17 protein-coding genes are annotated in these 16753 nt (G+C 67.8%); 9 read left to right on the top strand and 8 right to left on the bottom strand.

What is annotated here, in order from left to right:
- The first annotated feature begins 110 nt into the window (after positions 1–110).
- From rpsU to PMI12_RS14475, 3 genes are all read left to right on the top strand, one after another.
- Entirely contained in the window at positions 111–323 is a 213-nt protein-coding gene (rpsU, locus tag PMI12_RS14465) for a 30S ribosomal protein S21 (RefSeq protein WP_007833691.1), read from the top strand.
- Positions 324–432: 109 nt separating this feature from the next.
- Complete coding sequence (locus tag PMI12_RS14470; protein ID WP_007833692.1) at positions 433–882, top strand: GatB/YqeY domain-containing protein; 450 nt, start codon at positions 433–435, stop codon at positions 880–882.
- Entirely contained in the window at positions 882–1352 is a 471-nt protein-coding gene (locus tag PMI12_RS14475) for an NUDIX domain-containing protein (RefSeq protein WP_007833693.1), read from the top strand. The genes PMI12_RS14470 and PMI12_RS14475 overlap by 1 nt, the downstream gene beginning before the upstream one ends.
- A 6-nt stretch (positions 1353–1358) precedes the next feature.
- Here PMI12_RS14475 and PMI12_RS14480 read toward each other — a convergent pair whose 3' ends face one another.
- The gene (locus PMI12_RS14480) at positions 1359–2114 is read right to left on the bottom strand and encodes a sulfite exporter TauE/SafE family protein (RefSeq protein WP_007833694.1); all 756 of its coding nucleotides are present in this window, start codon (positions 2112–2114) and stop codon (positions 1359–1361) included.
- A gap of 101 nt (positions 2115–2215) precedes the next feature.
- Here PMI12_RS14480 and PMI12_RS14485 point away from each other — a divergent pair, with 101 nt between their 5' ends.
- Positions 2216–3121 (top strand): LysR family transcriptional regulator, encoded by a 906-nt coding sequence (locus PMI12_RS14485; RefSeq protein WP_007833695.1) that lies wholly within the window; start codon positions 2216–2218, stop codon positions 3119–3121.
- 27 nt (positions 3122–3148) lie between these two features.
- On the opposite strand, the gene pmbA is transcribed toward PMI12_RS14485, so the two are convergent.
- Positions 3149–4519 carry a metalloprotease PmbA gene (pmbA, locus tag PMI12_RS14490; RefSeq protein WP_007833703.1) on the bottom strand — a complete coding sequence of 457 codons (1371 nt, stop codon included), beginning with the start codon at positions 4517–4519 and terminating at the stop codon, positions 3149–3151.
- Between the two features lie 106 nt (positions 4520–4625).
- Between pmbA and yjgA the strand changes: the two genes are divergently transcribed.
- Positions 4626–5282 (top strand): ribosome biogenesis factor YjgA, encoded by a 657-nt coding sequence (yjgA, locus tag PMI12_RS14495; RefSeq protein WP_007833704.1) that lies wholly within the window; start codon positions 4626–4628, stop codon positions 5280–5282.
- A 43-nt stretch (positions 5283–5325) separates the two neighbouring features.
- Positions 5326–5910 (top strand): molybdopterin adenylyltransferase, encoded by a 585-nt coding sequence (gene mog / locus PMI12_RS14500; protein WP_007833706.1) that lies wholly within the window; start codon positions 5326–5328, stop codon positions 5908–5910.
- Here mog and PMI12_RS14505 read toward each other — a convergent pair.
- The 4 genes from PMI12_RS14505 to czcI form a co-directional block, all read right to left on the bottom strand.
- Positions 5900–9064, bottom strand: coding sequence for a CusA/CzcA family heavy metal efflux RND transporter (locus tag PMI12_RS14505; protein WP_007833708.1), 3165 nt, complete (start codon positions 9062–9064; stop codon positions 5900–5902). The two genes, mog and PMI12_RS14505, sit on opposite strands and share 11 nt — an antisense overlap.
- 10 nt (positions 9065–9074) lie before the next feature.
- Entirely contained in the window at positions 9075–10439 is a 1365-nt protein-coding gene (locus PMI12_RS14510; RefSeq protein ID WP_007833709.1) for an efflux RND transporter periplasmic adaptor subunit, read from the bottom strand.
- Positions 10440–10461: 22 nt separating this feature from the next.
- Entirely contained in the window at positions 10462–11799 is a 1338-nt protein-coding gene (locus tag PMI12_RS14515; RefSeq protein ID WP_007833712.1) for a TolC family protein, read from the bottom strand.
- A 94-nt stretch (positions 11800–11893) separates the two neighbouring features.
- The gene (czcI, locus tag PMI12_RS14520; RefSeq protein WP_007833713.1) at positions 11894–12268 is read right to left on the bottom strand and encodes a cation efflux protein, CzcI family; all 375 of its coding nucleotides are present in this window, start codon (positions 12266–12268) and stop codon (positions 11894–11896) included.
- A 159-nt stretch (positions 12269–12427) separates the two neighbouring features.
- On the opposite strand from czcI, the gene PMI12_RS14525 reads away from it, so the two are divergent.
- Together PMI12_RS14525 and PMI12_RS14530 are read left to right on the top strand one after the other, a co-directional pair.
- On the top strand, positions 12428–13105 hold the full coding sequence (locus PMI12_RS14525) for a heavy metal response regulator transcription factor (protein WP_007833715.1): 678 nt from the start codon (positions 12428–12430) through the stop codon (positions 13103–13105).
- Complete coding sequence (locus PMI12_RS14530; protein ID WP_007833717.1) at positions 13102–14430, top strand: heavy metal sensor histidine kinase; 1329 nt, start codon at positions 13102–13104, stop codon at positions 14428–14430. Before PMI12_RS14525 ends, PMI12_RS14530 begins: the two co-directional genes overlap by 4 nt.
- A 7-nt stretch (positions 14431–14437) precedes the next feature.
- Here the strand turns inward: PMI12_RS14530 and PMI12_RS14535 are convergent, their stop codons facing one another.
- Both PMI12_RS14535 and PMI12_RS14540 read right to left on the bottom strand, forming a co-directional pair.
- On the bottom strand, positions 14438–15691 hold the full coding sequence (locus PMI12_RS14535; RefSeq protein WP_007833718.1) for a cation:proton antiporter: 1254 nt from the start codon (positions 15689–15691) through the stop codon (positions 14438–14440).
- A 36-nt stretch (positions 15692–15727) separates the two neighbouring features.
- The gene (locus tag PMI12_RS14540) at positions 15728–16045 is read right to left on the bottom strand and encodes a winged helix-turn-helix transcriptional regulator (protein WP_007833720.1); all 318 of its coding nucleotides are present in this window, start codon (positions 16043–16045) and stop codon (positions 15728–15730) included.
- A gap of 130 nt (positions 16046–16175) precedes the next feature.
- On the opposite strand from PMI12_RS14540, the gene PMI12_RS14545 reads away from it, so the two are divergent.
- Positions 16176–16748, top strand: coding sequence for a carboxymuconolactone decarboxylase family protein (locus PMI12_RS14545; protein WP_007833721.1), 573 nt, complete (start codon positions 16176–16178; stop codon positions 16746–16748).
- The last annotated feature ends 5 nt before the right edge of the window (positions 16749–16753 follow it).

The raw sequence follows: 16753 nt of genomic DNA on the forward strand, positions 1-16753 counted from the left end.
TCTCGGGCTAACTTCTGGCCTCCCCTCAACGGCCACCAAAGATTTCAGTTGAGGAACCCCGGCTTTGGGCCTCGATCTCCCCGAGCCAACTTCAGTTCAACGATTCATCAATGACCACCATCCGCGTTAAAGAAAACGAGCCCTTCGACGTCGCACTGCGCCGTTTCAAGCGCACCATCGAAAAGCTCGGCCTGCTGACCGACCTGCGCGCCCGCGAGTTCTACGAAAAGCCGACCGCCGAGCGCAAGCGCAAGAAGGCCGCCGCGGTCAAGCGCCACTACAAGCGCGTGCGCAGCATGCAGCTGCCCAAGAAGCTGTACTAAGCAACGCCCACGGGCGGCAGGCCTCGACGAAAGTCGGCGCCGTCGCCCAGTTGCCTCAGCCGCGCCAGGGAAACCTGCCGCGGCTTTTGTTTTTGCCAAAGGTTGCCGAATGACTCTCAAAGAACAGATCACCGAAGACATGAAGACGGCGATGCGCGCCAAGGACTCCGAGCGCCTCGCCACCATCCGCCTGCTGCTTGCAGCCTTGAAGCAGAAGGAAGTCGACGAGCGCGTGGAGCTCGACGACGCTATGGTCGTCGCCATCGTCGACAAGATGGTCAAGCAGCGCAAGGACTCGATCGCCGCCTTCACCACCGGCGGCCGCATCGACCTGGCCGACAAGGAAGCTGCCGAGATCAAGGTGCTCGAGGTCTACCTGCCCCAGCGCATGAGCGCCGATGAAACGGTGGCCGCAGTGAAGGCCATCGTGGCCGAACTGGGCGCCAGCGGCCCCGGCGACATGGGCAAGGTGATGGGCGTGGTCAAGACCCGCCTCGCCGGCAAGGCCGACATGGGCCAGGTCAGCGCTGCCGTCAAAGCGGCCCTGACAGGCGCCTGATGAGCACCGGCAGCCCCCGCGCCCCGATCCTCAAGGCCTGTGCCTGCCTGGTCGACGCGCAGGGCCGGCTGCTGGTGTTTCGCCATCCCGAGGATGGCAACATGCAGCTCCCCAAGGGCACCATCGAGCCCGGCGAGTCGCCCGAGATCGCGGTGTGCCGCGAGCTGCTCGAAGAATCGGGCATCGACTACGCCGGCCCGCTGCAGTCGCTCGGCACGCTCGACCGCGAATGCGAAGCCGGCGTCGAGGGCAACACGCACCGCCATCCGCAGCTGTGGCACCTGTTCCTGATGCGCGCCGAGGGCGGGCTGCCCGAGACCTTCATGCACACCGCCACCGGCAGTCCCGAAGAAGAAGGCCTCATCTTCCTGTTCAGCTGGCTCGAACCCGGCGATGCCATCGACGACTTCGCCCTGCCCTACCGCCAGACCATCGAGCGCGTGCGCACGGCCCTGCTGCTCGCGGCCTGAGCCTTTTCAGCCCGCGGCGCGCGTGACCATGTACACGCCCAGCAGCGCCAGCCCGACCAGGAAGCAGCGCCGGAACACCGCCACCGAAAGCCGCCGCCGCAGCCAAGTCCCGAGCACCATGCCGCCGATGGCCGGCACCAGCATCGCGATCGACCCGCCCACCGCAGACGCCGGATAGCTCCCATTTCCGGCCAGCCCCATGGCCAGCACCACGGTCGAGGTGGTGAACGAAATCCCCATCGCCTGGATCAGCGAGTCGCGCTGGAACCCCAGCGCCTGCAGGTACGGCACGGCCGGCACCACGAACACACCGGTCACGGCCGTCACCAGCCCCGTGGCGATGCCCGCCACAGGCCCCAGCCAGCGCGCCTGCCCCTCGGCCACGTGCAGCTGCCGCCCCGTCAGCCCCCAGCCCGCATAGAGCACCAGCGCCACGCCGAGCGCCACCGTCGCCCATGCCCCCGACGGCACGCCCAGCCACAACGCGCCGCCCAGCGTGCCGACGACGATCCCCGCCTGCATGCCGCCGATACGCTCGAGCACCGGCAGGAAGCTCGCGCGCGGCCCGGTCTGCCAGACGTTGGTGACCAGCGAGGGCACGACCAGCAGTGCCGCCGCCTGCACTGGCGGCATCCACAGCGCGAGCAGCGCCATCGACACCGTGGGCAGCCCCAGCCCGATCACGCCCTTGATCACCCCGGCCAGCAGGAACACGGCCGCTGCGGCAACCCAGAAGCCCGTCAAGTCGTTCGAATGCATCATCGCGGCCGAGTCTGCCGGGCAATGCCGCACCGGGAAATGCGGTGTTCGCAGAGCCGGCCTCAGGCTGGGACTGAGGCTCTTGATGCACACTCCGCCGAACCATGCGATTCGATCTCACCGACCTTCGGCTTTTTCTCAACGTGGTCGAAGCCGGCAGCCTCACCAGCGGCGCCGGGCGTTCGCACATGACGCTGGCCTCCGCGAGCCAGCGCGTGCGCGGCATGGAAGACGCCCTCGGCAGCCCGCTGCTCACGCGCCACGCGCAGGGCGTGCGCGCCACCGAAGCCGGCCGCACGCTGCTGCACCATGCGCGCGTCGTTCTGCAGCAGATGGAACGCCTGCGCGGCGAGCTCGGCGAATACGGCCAGGGCCTCAAGGGCCACGTGCGCTTCATGTGCGGCACCTCGGCGCTGACCGAGCACCTTCCCGAGGTGCTGAGCCGCTTTCTCGCCGAGCATCCGCGCATTTCGGTCGACCTCGAGGAGCGCGCCAGTCCGGACACTGTGGAAGCGCTACGCGGCGGCCTGTGCGACATCGGCATCGTCTCGGACGCCATCGACAGCGAAGGCCTGGAATGCCACCCCTTTCGCCGCGACGACCTCGTGCTCGTGATGCCCCGCGGCCACGCGCTGGCCGGACGCCGGCGCCTGCGGCTGGCCGACGTGGTCGACAGCGAATTCGTAGGCCTGCCTGCGAACAGTGCGCTGCAGCAGCTGATCACCCAGCATGTGCGCGCGCTCGGCAAGCACCTGGCCTACCGGGTGCGCGTGCGCAACTTCGAGGCCGTGTGCCGCATGGTGGAGTACGGCATCGGCGTCGGCATCGTGCCCCAGACCGCGGCCGAACGCTGCGCGCGTTCGATGAAGATTGCGCGCGCCTCGCTCTCCGACACCTGGGCGGAACGCACGCTGATGGCTTGCGTGCGTTCGTCGGAAGACCTGCCGCTCAATGCGCGGCGCATGCTCGAGCACCTGATCGCACCGCCCGCAGAAACTGCAAAGAAGTGACCGGTGGGCGGGCGCCCGCCCAGGGGCTCAGCTGCCCGCGATCTTCATGCGGTTCACCAGGACCGACCCCGTGGTCTTGGCGCCGAAGGTGTAGGCATCGGCCCCGATGGCCTCGATGCCCATGAGCATGTCCTTCAGGTTGCCGGCGATGGTGATCTCCTGCACCGGGAAGGCGATGCGGCCCTTCTCAACCCAGAAGCCACTGGCGCCGCGCGAGTAGTCGCCGGTCACGTAGTTCACGCCCTGGCCCATCAGCTCGATCACGAACAGGCCGGTGCCGAGCTTGGCGAGCATGGCGTCGAGGTCGTCGCCGTGCTTGGTGAGGCGCGAGCTCAGCGTCAGGTTGTGCGAACCGCCGGCGTTGCCGGTGGTCTTCATACCCAGCTTGCGGGCCGAGTAGGTCGAGAGAAAGTAGCCTTCGAGGCGGCCGGCATCGACCACCTTGCGCGCCCGCGTGGTCACGCCTTCGTCGTCAAAGGGCGAACTGCCCTTGCCGCGAATGAGGTGCGGGTCTTCGGCCACATCGACGTGCTTGGGCAGCACTGGCTTTCCCAGCGAGTCGAGCAGGAAGCTGCTCTTGCGGTACAGCGCACCGCCGCTCACGGCCTGCACCAGCCCGCCCAGCAGGCCCACGGCCAGCGGCGACTCGAACAGCACCGGGCATTCGGTGGTCTTGATCTTGCGCGACTTCAGGCGGCTCAGCGCCCGTTCGGCGGCGTAGCGGCCCACGGCCTGCGGGCTGGCCAGTTCGCCGGCCGAGCGCATGGAGCTGTACCAGGCATCGCGCTGCATGTCGTCGCCCTTGCCGGCGATGGGCGCCACCGAGATCGAGTGCCGCGAGCTGGCATAGCCGCCGCGAAAGCCGTGCGTGTGGGCGCTGAAGAAGTGGCTCTGCTGCGCCGAGACGCCCGCGCCTTCGCTGTTGGTGATGCGCTTGTCGGTCGTCAGGGCCGCCTCTTCGCATTCCAGCGCCAGCCTGGCGGCCTGCTCGCTCGTCACGTCCCAGGGATGGAACAGGTCGAGTTCGGGGTGCACCTTGGCGATGTCCTCTTCGTCCGGCAGGCCGCTGACGGGGTCTTCGGCCGTGAAGCGGGCGATGTCGTAGGCCGCCTGCACGGTCTGCTTGATGGCGGCGTCGGAGAAGTCGGAGGTGCTGGCGTTGCCGCGGCGGTGGCCCACGTAGACCGTGATGCCCAGCGACTTGTCGCGGTTGCGCTCGACGTTTTCCAGCTCGCCCTTGCGTACCGAGACGCTCAGGCCGCAGCCCTCGGAGGCCTCGGCCCCGGCGTCGGTGGCGCCGAGCTTCTTGGCATGGGCCAAGGCCGAGTCGACCAGGTTTTCGAAGAAGGAGCGGCTGTAGGCGAAGCCGGAATCGGCGCGCGAGGAGGATGTCGTCATGTGGTGGCTATGATACTTGCGCCCCCCATTTCCCGTTTTCCCCCCAGCTTCCCACTGCGCATTGCACGCGTTGCAACGCCGCACGGTGCGGCCCAGAATCCACCTCATGTCCCGCAAACCCAAAAAAGGCTATTTCGTCCGTGGCCAGTTCGTAGCCGAAGGCAGCGAACTCGACCTTGAGCTCAAGCGCGAGCTCAAGGGCTCCGACGAAGCCAGCCGCACCGATCTCAAGCGCGAAAGCGACGAACTGCAGAAGCTCGGCACCGAGCTGCTCACACTGCGCGCCGGCCTGTTCGACGCACTCCAGCTCGACGAGAAACTGGTCGACGCCATCGCCGAGGCCAGGCGCATCACCAATTTCGAGGGCAAGCGCCGCCAGATGCAGTTCATCGGCAAGCTCATGCGCAAGCTGGAGCCCGAAGTGCTCGAGGCCGTGAAGCTCGCCCTGAGCGAACAGAACAGCGTGCCGGCCGCCGAAACCGCCGCCCTGCACGAGGCCGAACGGTGGCGCGACCGGCTGATTGCCGACGACGACGCCCTGGGCGGCTGGATCGAAACCCATCCCGCCACCGACTCGCAACAGCTGCGCGCGCTGGTGCGCCAGGCCCGCAAGGACATGAAGTCCGGCCCGGCCGGCGAAGCGCCGCGCCAGGGCAAGGCCTATCGCGAAATCTTTCAGCTCGTGCGCGCGCAACTGGCAGTGCACGGAGGCGCGGACCATGCGGCGGCCGCCGCCGCACAAGACCGGGAAGACGACGCATGAGCCCCTTGTCTTTCTCCCTCCCCTCCCGGGAAGGAGCAACACCATGAGCGCACCGGACTCTGTTCGCATCGGCATCGTCTCGATCAGCGACCGCGCCTCCAGCGGCACCTACGAAGACAAGGGCCTGCCTGCGCTGAAGGAGTGGCTCGGCCGGGCACTGAAGAACCCCATCGAATTCGAGCCCCGACTGATCCCCGACGAGGCCGACCGCATCAGCGCGACGCTGATCGAACTGGTCGACGCCGGCTGCTCGCTGGTGCTGACCACCGGCGGCACCGGCCCCGCCCTGCGCGACGTGACCCCAGAGGCCACGCTGGCCGTGGCCCACAAGGAAATGCCCGGCTTCGGCGAACAGATGCGCCAGATCAGCCTGCGCTTTGTGCCGACGGCGATCCTGTCGCGGCAGGTGGCGGTGATCCGTGGCAAGAGCCTGATCATCAACCTGCCGGGGCAGCCGAAGTCGATTGCGGAGACGCTCGAAGGGCTCAAGGACACAGAAGGCGTGCAGGTCGTACCCGGCATCTTTGCAGCGGTGCCTTATTGCATCGACCTGATCGGCGGGCCGTACCTCGAGACGGACGATTCGGTCTGCAAGGCGTTCAGGCCGAAATCCGCCATCAGGCGCTGAGGCGCCAGGCCTCGCGCTCGCCTTCCTCCTCCCGCCGATGCGCGATGCGGTAGAGCAGCGGCAGCACCAGCAGCGTCAGCGCGGTCGACGAAAGAATACCGCCGATCACCACCGTCGCCAGCGGCCGCTGCACCTCGGCACCGGTACCGGTGGCGATGGCCATCGGCACGAAACCCAGCGAAGCGACCAGCGCCGTCATCAGCACCGGCCGCAGCCGCGTGAGCGCGCCTTCGCGGATCGCGGCGTCCAGCGGCAGGCCGCCTTCGCGCAGGTTGCGGATGAACGAGATCATCACCAGCCCGTTGAGCACCGCCACGCCCGACAGCGCGATGAAGCCCACCGCCGCCGAGATCGACAGCGGAATGCCGCGCATCCACAGTGCCACGATGCCGCCCGTGAGCGCGAAGGGGATGCCTGTGAACACCAGCAGGCCGTCCTTGAGGTTGCCGAACATCGCGAACAGCAGCGTGAACACCAGCAGCAGCGACACCGGCACCACCACCTGCAGCCGTTCGGTGGCCGAGGCGAGGTTCTCGTACTGGCCGCCCCACACGGTCCAGTAGCCGGCGGGGATCTTCACCTTGCCCATCGCCTCCTCGGCCTCGGCCACGAAGGAGCCGAGGTCGCGGCCGCGCACGTTGGCGCTGACCACGATTCGGCGCTTGCCGTCCTCTCGGCTCACCTGGTTGGGGCCGGGCGCGATGTCCAGCGTTGCCACCTCGCCCAGCGGGATGAAGCTGGTGCGCAGGCCCTCGGCGCCCGCGCCCTTGGGCAGCGCCACGGGCAGGCGCTTGATGGCTTCCAGGTCGGTGCGAAGTTCCTCGGGCAGTCGCACGATGATGTCGAAGCGCCGGTCGCCGTCGAACAGCGTGCCCGCCTCGCGCCCGCCGACCGCCGCCGAGATCGCGTCCTGCACGTCGCCCACGTTGAGGCCGTAACGCGCGGTCTTGTTGCGGTCGATGTTCACCGTGAGCATCGGCAGGCCGGTGGTCTGCTCGACCTTCACCTCGGCCGCGCCGGCGATCTTGCCCAGCACGCCCGATACCTCGGCCGCGGTCTTGTTCAGCACGTCCATGTCGTCGCCGAAGATCTTCACGGCCACGTCGCTGCGCACGCCTGAGATCAGTTCGTTGAAGCGCAGCTGGATCGGCTGCGAAAACTCGTAGTTGTTGCCCGGCAGCTTTTCCACCTCTTCCTGCACGGCGGCCAGCAGCTCTTCCCGCGTGCGCTTCGGCTTGGGCCACTCGCTCTCGGGCTTGAGCATGATGTAGCCGTCGGAGATGTTCGGTGGCATCGGGTCCGATGCAATCTCGGCCGTGCCCGTGCGCGCGAACACGCGCTCGATCTCCGGAAACCTCGCCTTCAGCGTGCGTTCGAGCTGCTTCTGCATCTCGACCGACTGCGTGAGGCTCGTGCCCGGGATGCGAAGCGCCTGGATCGCGAAATCTCCCTCGCTCAGGCTCGGCACGAACTCCGTGCCCAGGCGCGTCGCCAGCAGACCCGACAGCACCACCGCCACCGCGGCCAGGGTAATGACCAGCGGCTTGGCCGACATGACGCGCGCGAGCAGCGGCTCGTAGCCGCGCTTGGCCCACACCATCAGGCGGTTCTCCTTCTCGCTGACCTTGCTGCCAATGAACAGCGCCACGGCCGCGGGGATGAAGGTGATCGACAGGATCATCGCGCCCAGCAGGGCAATCACCACGGTGAAAGCCATCGGGTGGAACAGCTTGCCCTCGACGCCCGTGAGCGCAAAGATCGGCAGGTACACGATCATGATGATCAGCTGGCCGAACAGCAGCGGGCGCCTCGCCTCCTGCGAGGCCGCGAACACTTCGTGGAAGCGCTCGCTGCGCGTCAGCGGCCGCCCCTTGTGTGACTGCGCATGGGCCAGCCTTCGCACGCAGTTCTCCACGATCACCACCGCGCCGTCGATGATGATGCCGAAGTCCAGCGCGCCCAGGCTCATGAGGTTGGCGCTGACCTTCTGGTTCACCATGCCGGTGAAGGTGAAGAGCATCGACAGCGGAATCACCAGCGCAGTGATCAGCGCCGCACGGATGTTGCCGAGGAACAGGAACAGGATGGCGATGACCAGCACCGCGCCCTCGAACAGGTTCTTCTTCACCGTAGTGATGGCCTTGTCGACCAGCACCGTGCGGTCGTACACCGTCACGACCTTCACGCCAGCGGGCAGCGTGCGGTTGATCTCCCGCATCTTCTTGTCGACAGCCTGCGACACGGTGCGGCTGTTCTCGCCGATCAGCATGAACACGGTTCCGAGCACCACTTCGCGGCCGTTGTCGGTGGCCGCGCCGGTGCGCAGTTCCTTGCCGATGCCGACCTCGGCCACGTCCTGCACGCGCAGCGGAATGCCGCCTGCGTTGCCGAGGATCACGTTGCCGATGTCTTCCACCGACTTCACCTGCCCCGGCGCGCGAATGAGGTACTGCTCGCCGCGCTTCTCGATGTAGCCCGCGCCCACGTTGGCGTTGTTGCGCTCCAGCGCGGTGACCAAGTCGGTCATCGTGAGGCCGTGGGCCAGCAGCTTGGCGGGGTCGGGCGCGATCTGGAACTCCTTGGCGTAACCGCCGATGGAGTTGATCTCGGTCACGCCCGCCACGTTGCGCAACTGCGGCTTGATGATCCAGTCCTGGATCTCGCGCAGGTCGGTGGGCGAGTACGGCTTGCCGTCGGCCTTCTTCGCCCCCTCCAGCGCCTCGACGGTCCAGAGGTAGATCTCGCCGAGGCCGGTCGAGATCGGCCCGACCACCGGCGAAATGCCGCTCGGCATGCTTTCCCGCGCAGACTGGATGCGCTCGTTGACGAGCTGCCGCGCGAAGTAGATGTCGATGCCGTCCTTGAAGATCACCGTGACCTGCGACAGGCCGTAGCGCGACAGCGAACGGGTCTGCTGCAAGCCCGGCAGCCCGGCCATCACCGTCTCGATCGGGTAGGTCACGCGCTGCTCGGCCTCAAGCGGCGAATAGCCGGGTGCGGCAGTGTTGATCTGCACCTGCACGTTGGTGATGTCGGGTACCGCGTCGATGGGCAGCTTCTGGTAGCTGAAGATGCCGAGTGCGGCCATGCCGAGCACGGCGAGCAGGATCAGCCAGCGCTGTTCGATGGAAAAGCGAATGATGCGTTCGAACATGCAGGCGTCCTCAGTGGGTGTGCGTGGCCGAGCTCTTGCCCTGCTGCGACTTCACGACGAAGCTGCCGCTGGCGGCATGGGCCGCGCCGGGCTCCAGTCCGCTCACGATCTCGATACGCTTGCCGTCGCTGCGCCCGGTCTGCACATGCTGCGGCACGAAGCCGCCGGGCACCCTGAGGAACACAGTCGGCTTGTCCTCCACCGTCTGCACCGCCTCGGCCGAGACGGTCACGGGCGCATCCATCTCGGAGGCCACGAGCTCGACGTTCACGAACAGGCCCGGGCGCCAGATGCGCTGCGGGTTGGTGAGCGTGACGCGCGCGGTGGCGGTGCGCGTCTGCGCGCCGATCAGCGAGCCCACGTACGACACCGTGCCACTGGCCGTCTGGTCGAACGAGGTCGAGCGGATGGTCACACGCTCGCCGATGCGCACCAGGTTCAGGTTGTTGGCGGCCACGCTGATCTCGGCCCACACGGTCGACAGGTCGGAGATGGTGAAAACGTTGACGGCTTCTCCCACCGACTCGCCGAGCGAGATGTGCTTCTCGACCACCATGCCGTCGAAGGGCGCGCGCAGCTCGTATCGGCCCAGCGCCGACGAGCCGGGCGTGGCGCCGAGCGCCAGCAGCTTCTGGTTGGCGTTGGCCACTGCGATCTGCGCCTCCTGCATCGCCTGCTGGGCTTGCAGGTAGTCCTGCTGCGCGGAGATCTTTTCTTCCCACAGCTTCTTCTCGCGCTCGTAGGTGGTGCGGGCCAGCTGCAGCCGGCGCTGCGCCGACTGCAATTCGCTGCGCTGCTCCGAAAGACCCGGGCTCGACAGCACCGCGAGCACCTGGCCACGCTTCACTTCCTGCCCCAGGTTGGCCGGCACGCTGTCGACCACGCCCGCCACGCGCGGCACCACGTGGGCCGTGCGGTCCTGGTTGAACTTGATCTCGCCGGGCAGCTGCAGCGACGTCTTGATGCGCGCGGGGCCGGCGCTCTCGATGCTCACGTCGGCCGCCTTGATCTGCTCGTCCGTGAAGGCGATCTTCTCTTCGTCTTCCTTGTGGCCGGCAGGCTCGTGGCTGGCTTCCCGCTTGCCCTCTTCGTGGTGCTCCTTGTCGATATGGCCCGAGGCTTCGCCATGGCTGTGATCGTGGTCCTTGCCCTGCGCCCCGGCTTCCTTGTGGCCTTCTTGGCCTTCTTCTTCGTGATGCTCGCCGTCGCCGTGCCCCGTGGCCTCCGAATGGCCTGCCGCTTCGGGCTTGGCGGGTGCGGGGCGCAGAATCATCGCGCCTGCGCCAAGGCCCAGCACCACGACGACCGCGATGGCGATCCACTGCTTCCTGCCCCCGCTTTTTTCAGCGAAAGGTTTGCGTTCTTCGGTGTTCATGATCTTTGGAATTCCTTGCTTGTCAGCGCGCAATGGGCGCCGTCGCGGGAGAGAAGTCGCTGGCATCGTTGCCGAGCAGCCGGTCGAGGTCGCCGGCCGCGCGGTGCGCGTCGGCCAGTGCGAGCAGGTACTGCGCACGCACCTGGAACAGCGTGCGCTGCGCATCGAGCGCTTCAAGAAAGCTGAACTTGCCGAGCTCGAAGCCCTTGGTCGCGGCCTTGTAGGCGGCTTCGGCGCCAGGCAGCGCATCGCGTTGCAGCGTCTGCGCGGTGGCGCGCGCGGAGCGCAGCCGCTCCGAAGCCTGCATAACGTCTGCGCCCAGCTGCAACTCGGCGGCGGCGAGGTCGTCGCGGGCCTTCTCTTCGCGGCTCAGGGCCTCGGCGACGTTGCCGCGGTTGGTGTCGAAGATCGGCAACGGAACCGACAGGCCCACGACCACCTGGTTGCGGCGGCTGCCACCGGTCTCGCCCTCGGAGGACGGCACGCGCTTGGCACCGAGCGACACAGTCAGGTCGGGAATGCGCCTGGCCCGCTCCAGTTCGGACAGCGCCTTGCGCCGCTCGACTTCGAGCCGCGCCTGCCGCACCGCGGGCGCGGCACCCAGGCGGCTTTCCACCTCTTGCGCCGGCACCATCGCCGGCAGTTGGTCGACCGCGCCTTCCACCTGCGTGAAGCGCGGGCTCGGGTTGCCCCACAGCGCGGCCAGCTGCCGGCGCGCCGAGCGCAGCGCGCCCTCCGCCTGCTGCAGCTCGACGCGGATGCCGGCCTCGGCCACGCGCGCCCTGGTTTCTTCCAGCGGCGAGACCTTGCCAGCTGCCACGCGGTTGGCCGCTGCGCGGGTGGCCGTCTGCGCGAGTCCGGCGGAATCCTGCGCGAGCCGCAGGCGCTCCTGCGAGGTCAGCACGTCGAAGAAGGCGGTGACCGTCGCCGCGCGGATCTCCGCGCGGCGGCCGGCCAGCGCAGAGACGGCCTGGTCTCTCGCGCGCTCGGCCGCCGTCACGCGGGCGGCGCGCTTGCCGCCCAGTTCGAGCGGCTGGCTCAGCTGCAGCGTGGTGGTGCGGTTGTCGCGGCGCAGGTCTTCCACCTGCGCATCGAGCGTGGGGTTGGGCCAGGCGCCGGCCTGGACGATGGCGGCCTCGGTGGCGTCCTGCTCGCGGGATGCCGCGGACAGGCCGGGGTTGGCCTGCAACGCCATCGCGACGGCGTTGCCCAGCGTCAGCGGGCCTGAGGGCTCCAGCGTGCGGGCCGCCGCGCCGGATGGCTGTGAATACGGGGAGCCGGCAGCGGTCGGTGTGACCTGTGAAAAAGCCGGGGGCGCCGCCATGGCCAACGCGGCCAGCGGCACGAAGAGCGTGCGCATCGAATTCTCCTGGGTTGCGAAACAACGGACAGACGAATTCGGCGAGAGCTCAGCTGATGGTGGAAATCAGAAAAGGGGGTGTTCTCTCGCCGAATCAAAGGGCGAGAGACCAGTCGGGACGGACTGGAACGTCGGAGATGTGCGAGGCGAAGCGCTCGGCGGACGTCGCGCGCAGGGCCGGGGCCACGCGCGCCACGGCCTTCGCCGGCTCCGCCGAAGCTTCTGCATGCTGCACGCTGCCGGAATGGCAGACCGCGCAGTCGCCGACCACGGCATTCGGCTGGGTGCTGGAGTTCTTCTGCGCGCCCTCCCCGCTGTGGCTGCGGTCGGTGCCGCGGGTTTCGCTTTCGTGATGGCCCCAGTGCTCGGGCTGCGTGTCGCGCTCATGCTGGCAGTACGCCGATGCCGACGCCCAGCTGAACTGGAACGGCAACAGGACGAGCAGGAAGATGAGAAACCAGCGGCGCATGGGAGCAAAAAGTATATCGGCGGCGCGCGGCAGGCTCGGGCAAAGGCCTTGCGGCCCGCGGGCCCGGCGCAATGTATGACACCGGGTGAAGGCTTCGTCCGTCAATAGGATTACCAAATCGTAATCCCCGTATCAAAAGCGCTTCGATACCATGCGTGAATGCGGATCCTTGTCATAGAAGACGAACCCAAACTGGGCGACTACCTGAAAAAGGGGCTCGAGGAGAACGGCTACGTCGTGGATATCGCTCGCGACGGCATCGAGGGGAGGTACCTCGCCACCGAGGGCGACTACGCCCTCGTCCTGCTCGACGTGATGCTGCCCGGCATCGACGGCTTTGCCGTGCTGCAGGCCATCCGCCGCACGAAGAACGTGCCCGTGCTGGTGCTGACGGCGCGCGACAAGGTCGAGGACCGCGTGCAGGGGCTGCAGCAGGGCGCGGACGACTACCTCGTCAAGCCCTTCTCCTTCTCCGAACTGCTGGCGCGCGTGCAGGCGCTGCTGCGCCGCGGCAAGCAGCAGGAATCCACCGTGCTGCGGCTGGCCGACCTGGAGGTCGATCTCGTCAGCCGCAAGTGCATGCGCAACCGCACGCGGCTCGACCTCACGGCCAAGGAGTTCACGCTGCTGCTGGTGCTGCTGCGCCGGCGCGGCCAGATCCTGTCGCGCACCACGCTCGCCGAGCAGGTGTGGGACATGAACTTCGACAGCGACACCAACGTGGTGGAAGTGGCCATTCGGCGCCTGCGCAGCAAGCTCGACGATCCGTTCGAGGTGAAGCTGCTGCACACCGTGCGCGGCATGGGCTACGTCCTCGAAGACCGCTCCTGGTCTTGACCGCCCGGCCGCACTCACTCCAGAGCCGGTTGTCGCTCTGGTTCGCCGCGCAGACCCTGTTCGGGCTCAGCGTGATCTGCTTCGCCATCTACCTCGTCACGGCCTGGAGCTTCGGGCAGAAACAGGAAGAGGAGCTCAACCAGAAGGCAGTGCTGGTGGAGCACCTGCTCAAGGAGGCCGACAAAGGCGGCGACCTCGTCTTCCTGCGGCACAAGCTCGACGACTTCTTCTCGATGCAGGACGACGTGAGCCTGTCGATCTCGCATGCGGGCAAGCAGCTTTTCCAGTCCAGTCCCACAGCCGGCAGCCGCTGGATGCGGCGCAACCTCTTGGTGCCCTGGCAGCAGAGTGGCCTGACGACGCAGTTGCAGGTTCAGCTCGGCGTGAACACGGCGCAGGAAGACCGCCTGCTGGAGCGACTCGGATGGACACTGCTGGGCGCCGTCGTGCTGGGCACGGCGCTGGTCTCGCTCACGGGCATGTGGCTGGTGCGGCGCGGCCTGCGCCCGCTCAAGGCGCTGGCCGAGCGCACCGCTGCAATGGCGCCCGACAAGGCCAACTGCCCCATCGATGCGATGGACTTCGCCGAAGAGCTGCGCCCCTGGATCACCCAGTTCAACGCGCTGCTGCTGCGGGTGCAGCGCGCCTATGTGCAGCTCGAATCCTTCAATGCCGACGTGGCGCACGAGTTGCGCACGCCGCTGGCCAACCTGATCGGCGCCACCGAACTCGCGCTCACGCGTCCGCGCGGCAACGAGGAGCTGCAGGCCGTGCTCGCGTCCAACCTCGAAGAGATCGGGCGGCTCGCGGGCATCGTCACCGACATGCTGTTTCTCTCGCAGGCCGAACGCGGCATGCCGGTGCGCACACGGGCGGCGGCCAGCCTGGCGGCGCAGGCGGGCGACGTGATCGACTTCTACGACGCCATGCTGGAAGAAGCCGGCCTGCGCGCCGAGGTGAAGGGCCACGCCATGGCCGACGTGGACGCCGCGCTGGTCCGGCGCGCCCTCTTCAACCTGCTGGGCAATGCCATCCGTTTCGCGGCGCCTGCCTCGATGATCCGCATCGAGATCGGGAGCGAGAAGAACCACAGCGAGGTCACCTTGGCGGTGGTCAATCGGGGCGAGCCGATCGACCCCGCCGCGTTGCCTCGCCTGTTCGAGCGCTTCTATCGCGCGGCACCGGCCCGCGACGGCTCGCCTCGGCACCACGGCCTGGGCCTGTCCATCGTGGAAGCCATCGCGCGCATGCACGGCGGGCGCGTGTTCGCGGCGAGCCAGGGCGGCGAGACGCGCATCGGCTTCACAGTGCGCCGCGACGGCTGAACCGCCGTCAGGACTTGGCGTGAGCGCCGTCCGACGCGACTGCTGCCTTGCGGCCGATGAACAGGTTGATCAGCGGCCCCGTCATTGCCGTGGTCACGAGCGCCATCACCAGCAGCATCGTGAACAGCTCGGGGCCGATCAGCCCGGCATCGAGGCCGATCTTCATCACGATGAGTTCCATCAGACCGCGCGCATTCATCAGCGAGCCCGTGGCGAGGCTGTCGCGCCAGCCGTAGCCCGCCATGCGTGCGCCGGCCGCGCCGCCTGCGATCTTGCCCACGGTGGCCACGCCCACGATCAGCAGCATTGCGCCAAGGCTCGCGCCCGAGAAGGCATTGGCCGTGGTGCCCAGTCCCGCCAGCGCGAAGAACAGCGGCATCAGCACGACGATGGAAATCGGCTCGATGCGCTCGGTGAGCGACTTCAGCAGCCGGTCGTCGCGCGGCAGGCAGGCGCCGAACAGGAAGGCACCGAACACCGCATGCAGGTGCAGCCACTCGGTGACCAGCGCCGTCGCCAGCAGGCCGATCATCAGCGCCGCCATCACCGTGGTCGAGGGCTCGCCCTCGGGCGCCTTGGCGCGCAGCAGCCGCGCGAAGGCTGGCTTGAGCCCGAAGAACAGCGCCAGCAGCACCACCGCCATGCCCAGCGTGGTCTTGAGCAGGCCCCGGTAGCCCTCGCCCGCGCCGACCAGCGCGACCACGACGGCCAACAGGATCCAGGCGAACACGTCGACCACGGCCGCGGCACCCAGCGACAGTTGGCCGAAGGGCGTGCGCGTCATGCCGCGGTCTTTCAGGATGCGCGCCATCACGGGAAAGGCGGTGATCGACAGCGCCGCCGCGATGAACAGCGCGAACGGCCAGAACGCGACCCCGGCCGGCGCGAGCGCCGGATGCAGCGCCGGCGCGATCGCCAGGCCCAGCGCCATCGGCACGGCCACGCTCAGCACGCCCACGTAGCCCGCCGAGCGAAGCTGCTCACGCACGCCCTGCGACGCCCGCAGCTCCAGGCCGACCACGAACATGAACAGCACCAGCCCCAGCGTCGACAGCGACGAAAGCCCCTGCAGCGACTCCTTGGAGAACAGCTGCGCATGCAGCGAGGGAAACAGCGCCCCCATCACGACCGGCCCGAGCATCAGCCCCGCCGCCATCTCGCCGACGACGCCCGGCTGGCCCACGTGGCGAAGAATCCATCCGCACAGGCGCGCGGTGATCAGGATGACGATGAGTTGCAGCAGGAGCGAAGTGACAGACATCGGGAGACGGGAGTACGGAAGGCAATGCGGCGGATGTTAGTTCGAAGCCGTGTCGTCGAGCCAGCGGTTGGCCCATTGGTTCAGCGGCGCGAGGCGCTTGACGAGTTCGCCGCCCGACTCGGTGAGCGCATAGCCTGCATCGGCAAGCTCGACCACGCCGACAGCGCGCAGCTCCTTGAGCCGGTCGTTCAGCACCGAGGGCGACATGTCGTCCGTGCTGGTGCGCAACGCCCTGAAGCTCTGCGGCAGCCCGTCGCGCAGCTCCCACAGGATGCGCAGCGTGCCCTTGCGGCCGAGCTGCTCCAGCAGCCGCATGATGGGCCGGCGCGATGCCGTGGGTTGTGCGTCTTCCATGCCGGGTCCTTCGGTTGATCGGTCGTTCGGCGAGTGTACGCGCTTGCGCTACGCATTTCGTAGCGATAGACTGCAGCGAATCGCTACGCTTTTCGTAGCGATTTCCATCATTGCATTGAAGGAACCGTCCATGGCCGACACAGCCGCAAACCCCACGCCGAGGATTCCCCCGCTCGAAGCGCCCTATCCCGAGCCCATCGGCGAACTGCTCCAGCGCATGACGCCGCCGCAGGCGCCCGAAATCCTCGCGCTGTTCCGCGTGATGGCCGTGAACCCTGCGCTGGCCGAACGCACGCTCGACCTGGGCCGCTACCTGCTGGGCCGCAAGGCGGCCATCGGCCTGCGCGAACGCGAGATCGTCATCCTGCGGGTCTGTGTCCGCTGCGGTGCCGAATACGAATGGGGCGTGCACTGGGCCGGTTTCGCCGACGCGGCCGGCTTCAGCGAAACCGACCGGCGAGTGATGGCATCGGCCGATGGCGATCTTTCATTGCTCGCACCGCGCGACCGGCTTCTGGTATCGATGGTCGACCAGTTGCACGACACGAGCAATGTGGACGATGCACTGTGGGAGGCCCTGGGCGCGCACTGGAGCCATGCGCAGCTGATCGAGCTGATGATGCTCGCGGGGTGGTATCACTCCGTGAGCTATGTGTGCAATGCGGCGCGGGTGCCGCTGGAGGCGTGGGCTGCACGCTGGTGAAGTGA

The sequence above is a fragment of the Variovorax sp. CF313 genome, assembly GCF_000282635.1.
GTDB lineage: Bacteria > Pseudomonadota > Gammaproteobacteria > Burkholderiales > Burkholderiaceae_C > Variovorax.

Coding starts and splice junctions, on each gene's coding strand:
- PMI12_RS14540 (WP_007833720.1), bottom strand. CDS start 16,045: ATGGAAGACGCACAACCCACGGCATCGCGCCGGCCCATCATGCGGCTG.
- rpsU (WP_007833691.1), top strand. CDS start 111: ATGACCACCATCCGCGTTAAAGAAAACGAGCCCTTCGACGTCGCACTG.
- PMI12_RS14545 (WP_007833721.1), top strand. CDS start 16,176: ATGGCCGACACAGCCGCAAACCCCACGCCGAGGATTCCCCCGCTCGAA.
- PMI12_RS14480 (WP_007833694.1), bottom strand. CDS start 2,114: ATGATGCATTCGAACGACTTGACGGGCTTCTGGGTTGCCGCAGCGGCC.
- pmbA (WP_007833703.1), bottom strand. CDS start 4,519: ATGACGACATCCTCCTCGCGCGCCGATTCCGGCTTCGCCTACAGCCGC.
- czcI (WP_007833713.1), bottom strand. CDS start 12,268: ATGCGCCGCTGGTTTCTCATCTTCCTGCTCGTCCTGTTGCCGTTCCAG.
- PMI12_RS14505 (WP_007833708.1), bottom strand. CDS start 9,064: ATGTTCGAACGCATCATTCGCTTTTCCATCGAACAGCGCTGGCTGATC.
- PMI12_RS14535 (WP_007833718.1), bottom strand. CDS start 15,691: ATGTCTGTCACTTCGCTCCTGCTGCAACTCATCGTCATCCTGATCACC.
- PMI12_RS14470 (WP_007833692.1), top strand. CDS start 433: ATGACTCTCAAAGAACAGATCACCGAAGACATGAAGACGGCGATGCGC.
- mog (WP_007833706.1), top strand. CDS start 5,326: ATGAGCGCACCGGACTCTGTTCGCATCGGCATCGTCTCGATCAGCGAC.
- PMI12_RS14475 (WP_007833693.1), top strand. CDS start 882: ATGAGCACCGGCAGCCCCCGCGCCCCGATCCTCAAGGCCTGTGCCTGC.
- PMI12_RS14515 (WP_007833712.1), bottom strand. CDS start 11,799: ATGCGCACGCTCTTCGTGCCGCTGGCCGCGTTGGCCATGGCGGCGCCC.
- PMI12_RS14510 (WP_007833709.1), bottom strand. CDS start 10,439: ATGAACACCGAAGAACGCAAACCTTTCGCTGAAAAAAGCGGGGGCAGG.
- PMI12_RS14485 (WP_007833695.1), top strand. CDS start 2,216: ATGCGATTCGATCTCACCGACCTTCGGCTTTTTCTCAACGTGGTCGAA.
- PMI12_RS14525 (WP_007833715.1), top strand. CDS start 12,428: ATGCGGATCCTTGTCATAGAAGACGAACCCAAACTGGGCGACTACCTG.
- yjgA (WP_007833704.1), top strand. CDS start 4,626: ATGTCCCGCAAACCCAAAAAAGGCTATTTCGTCCGTGGCCAGTTCGTA.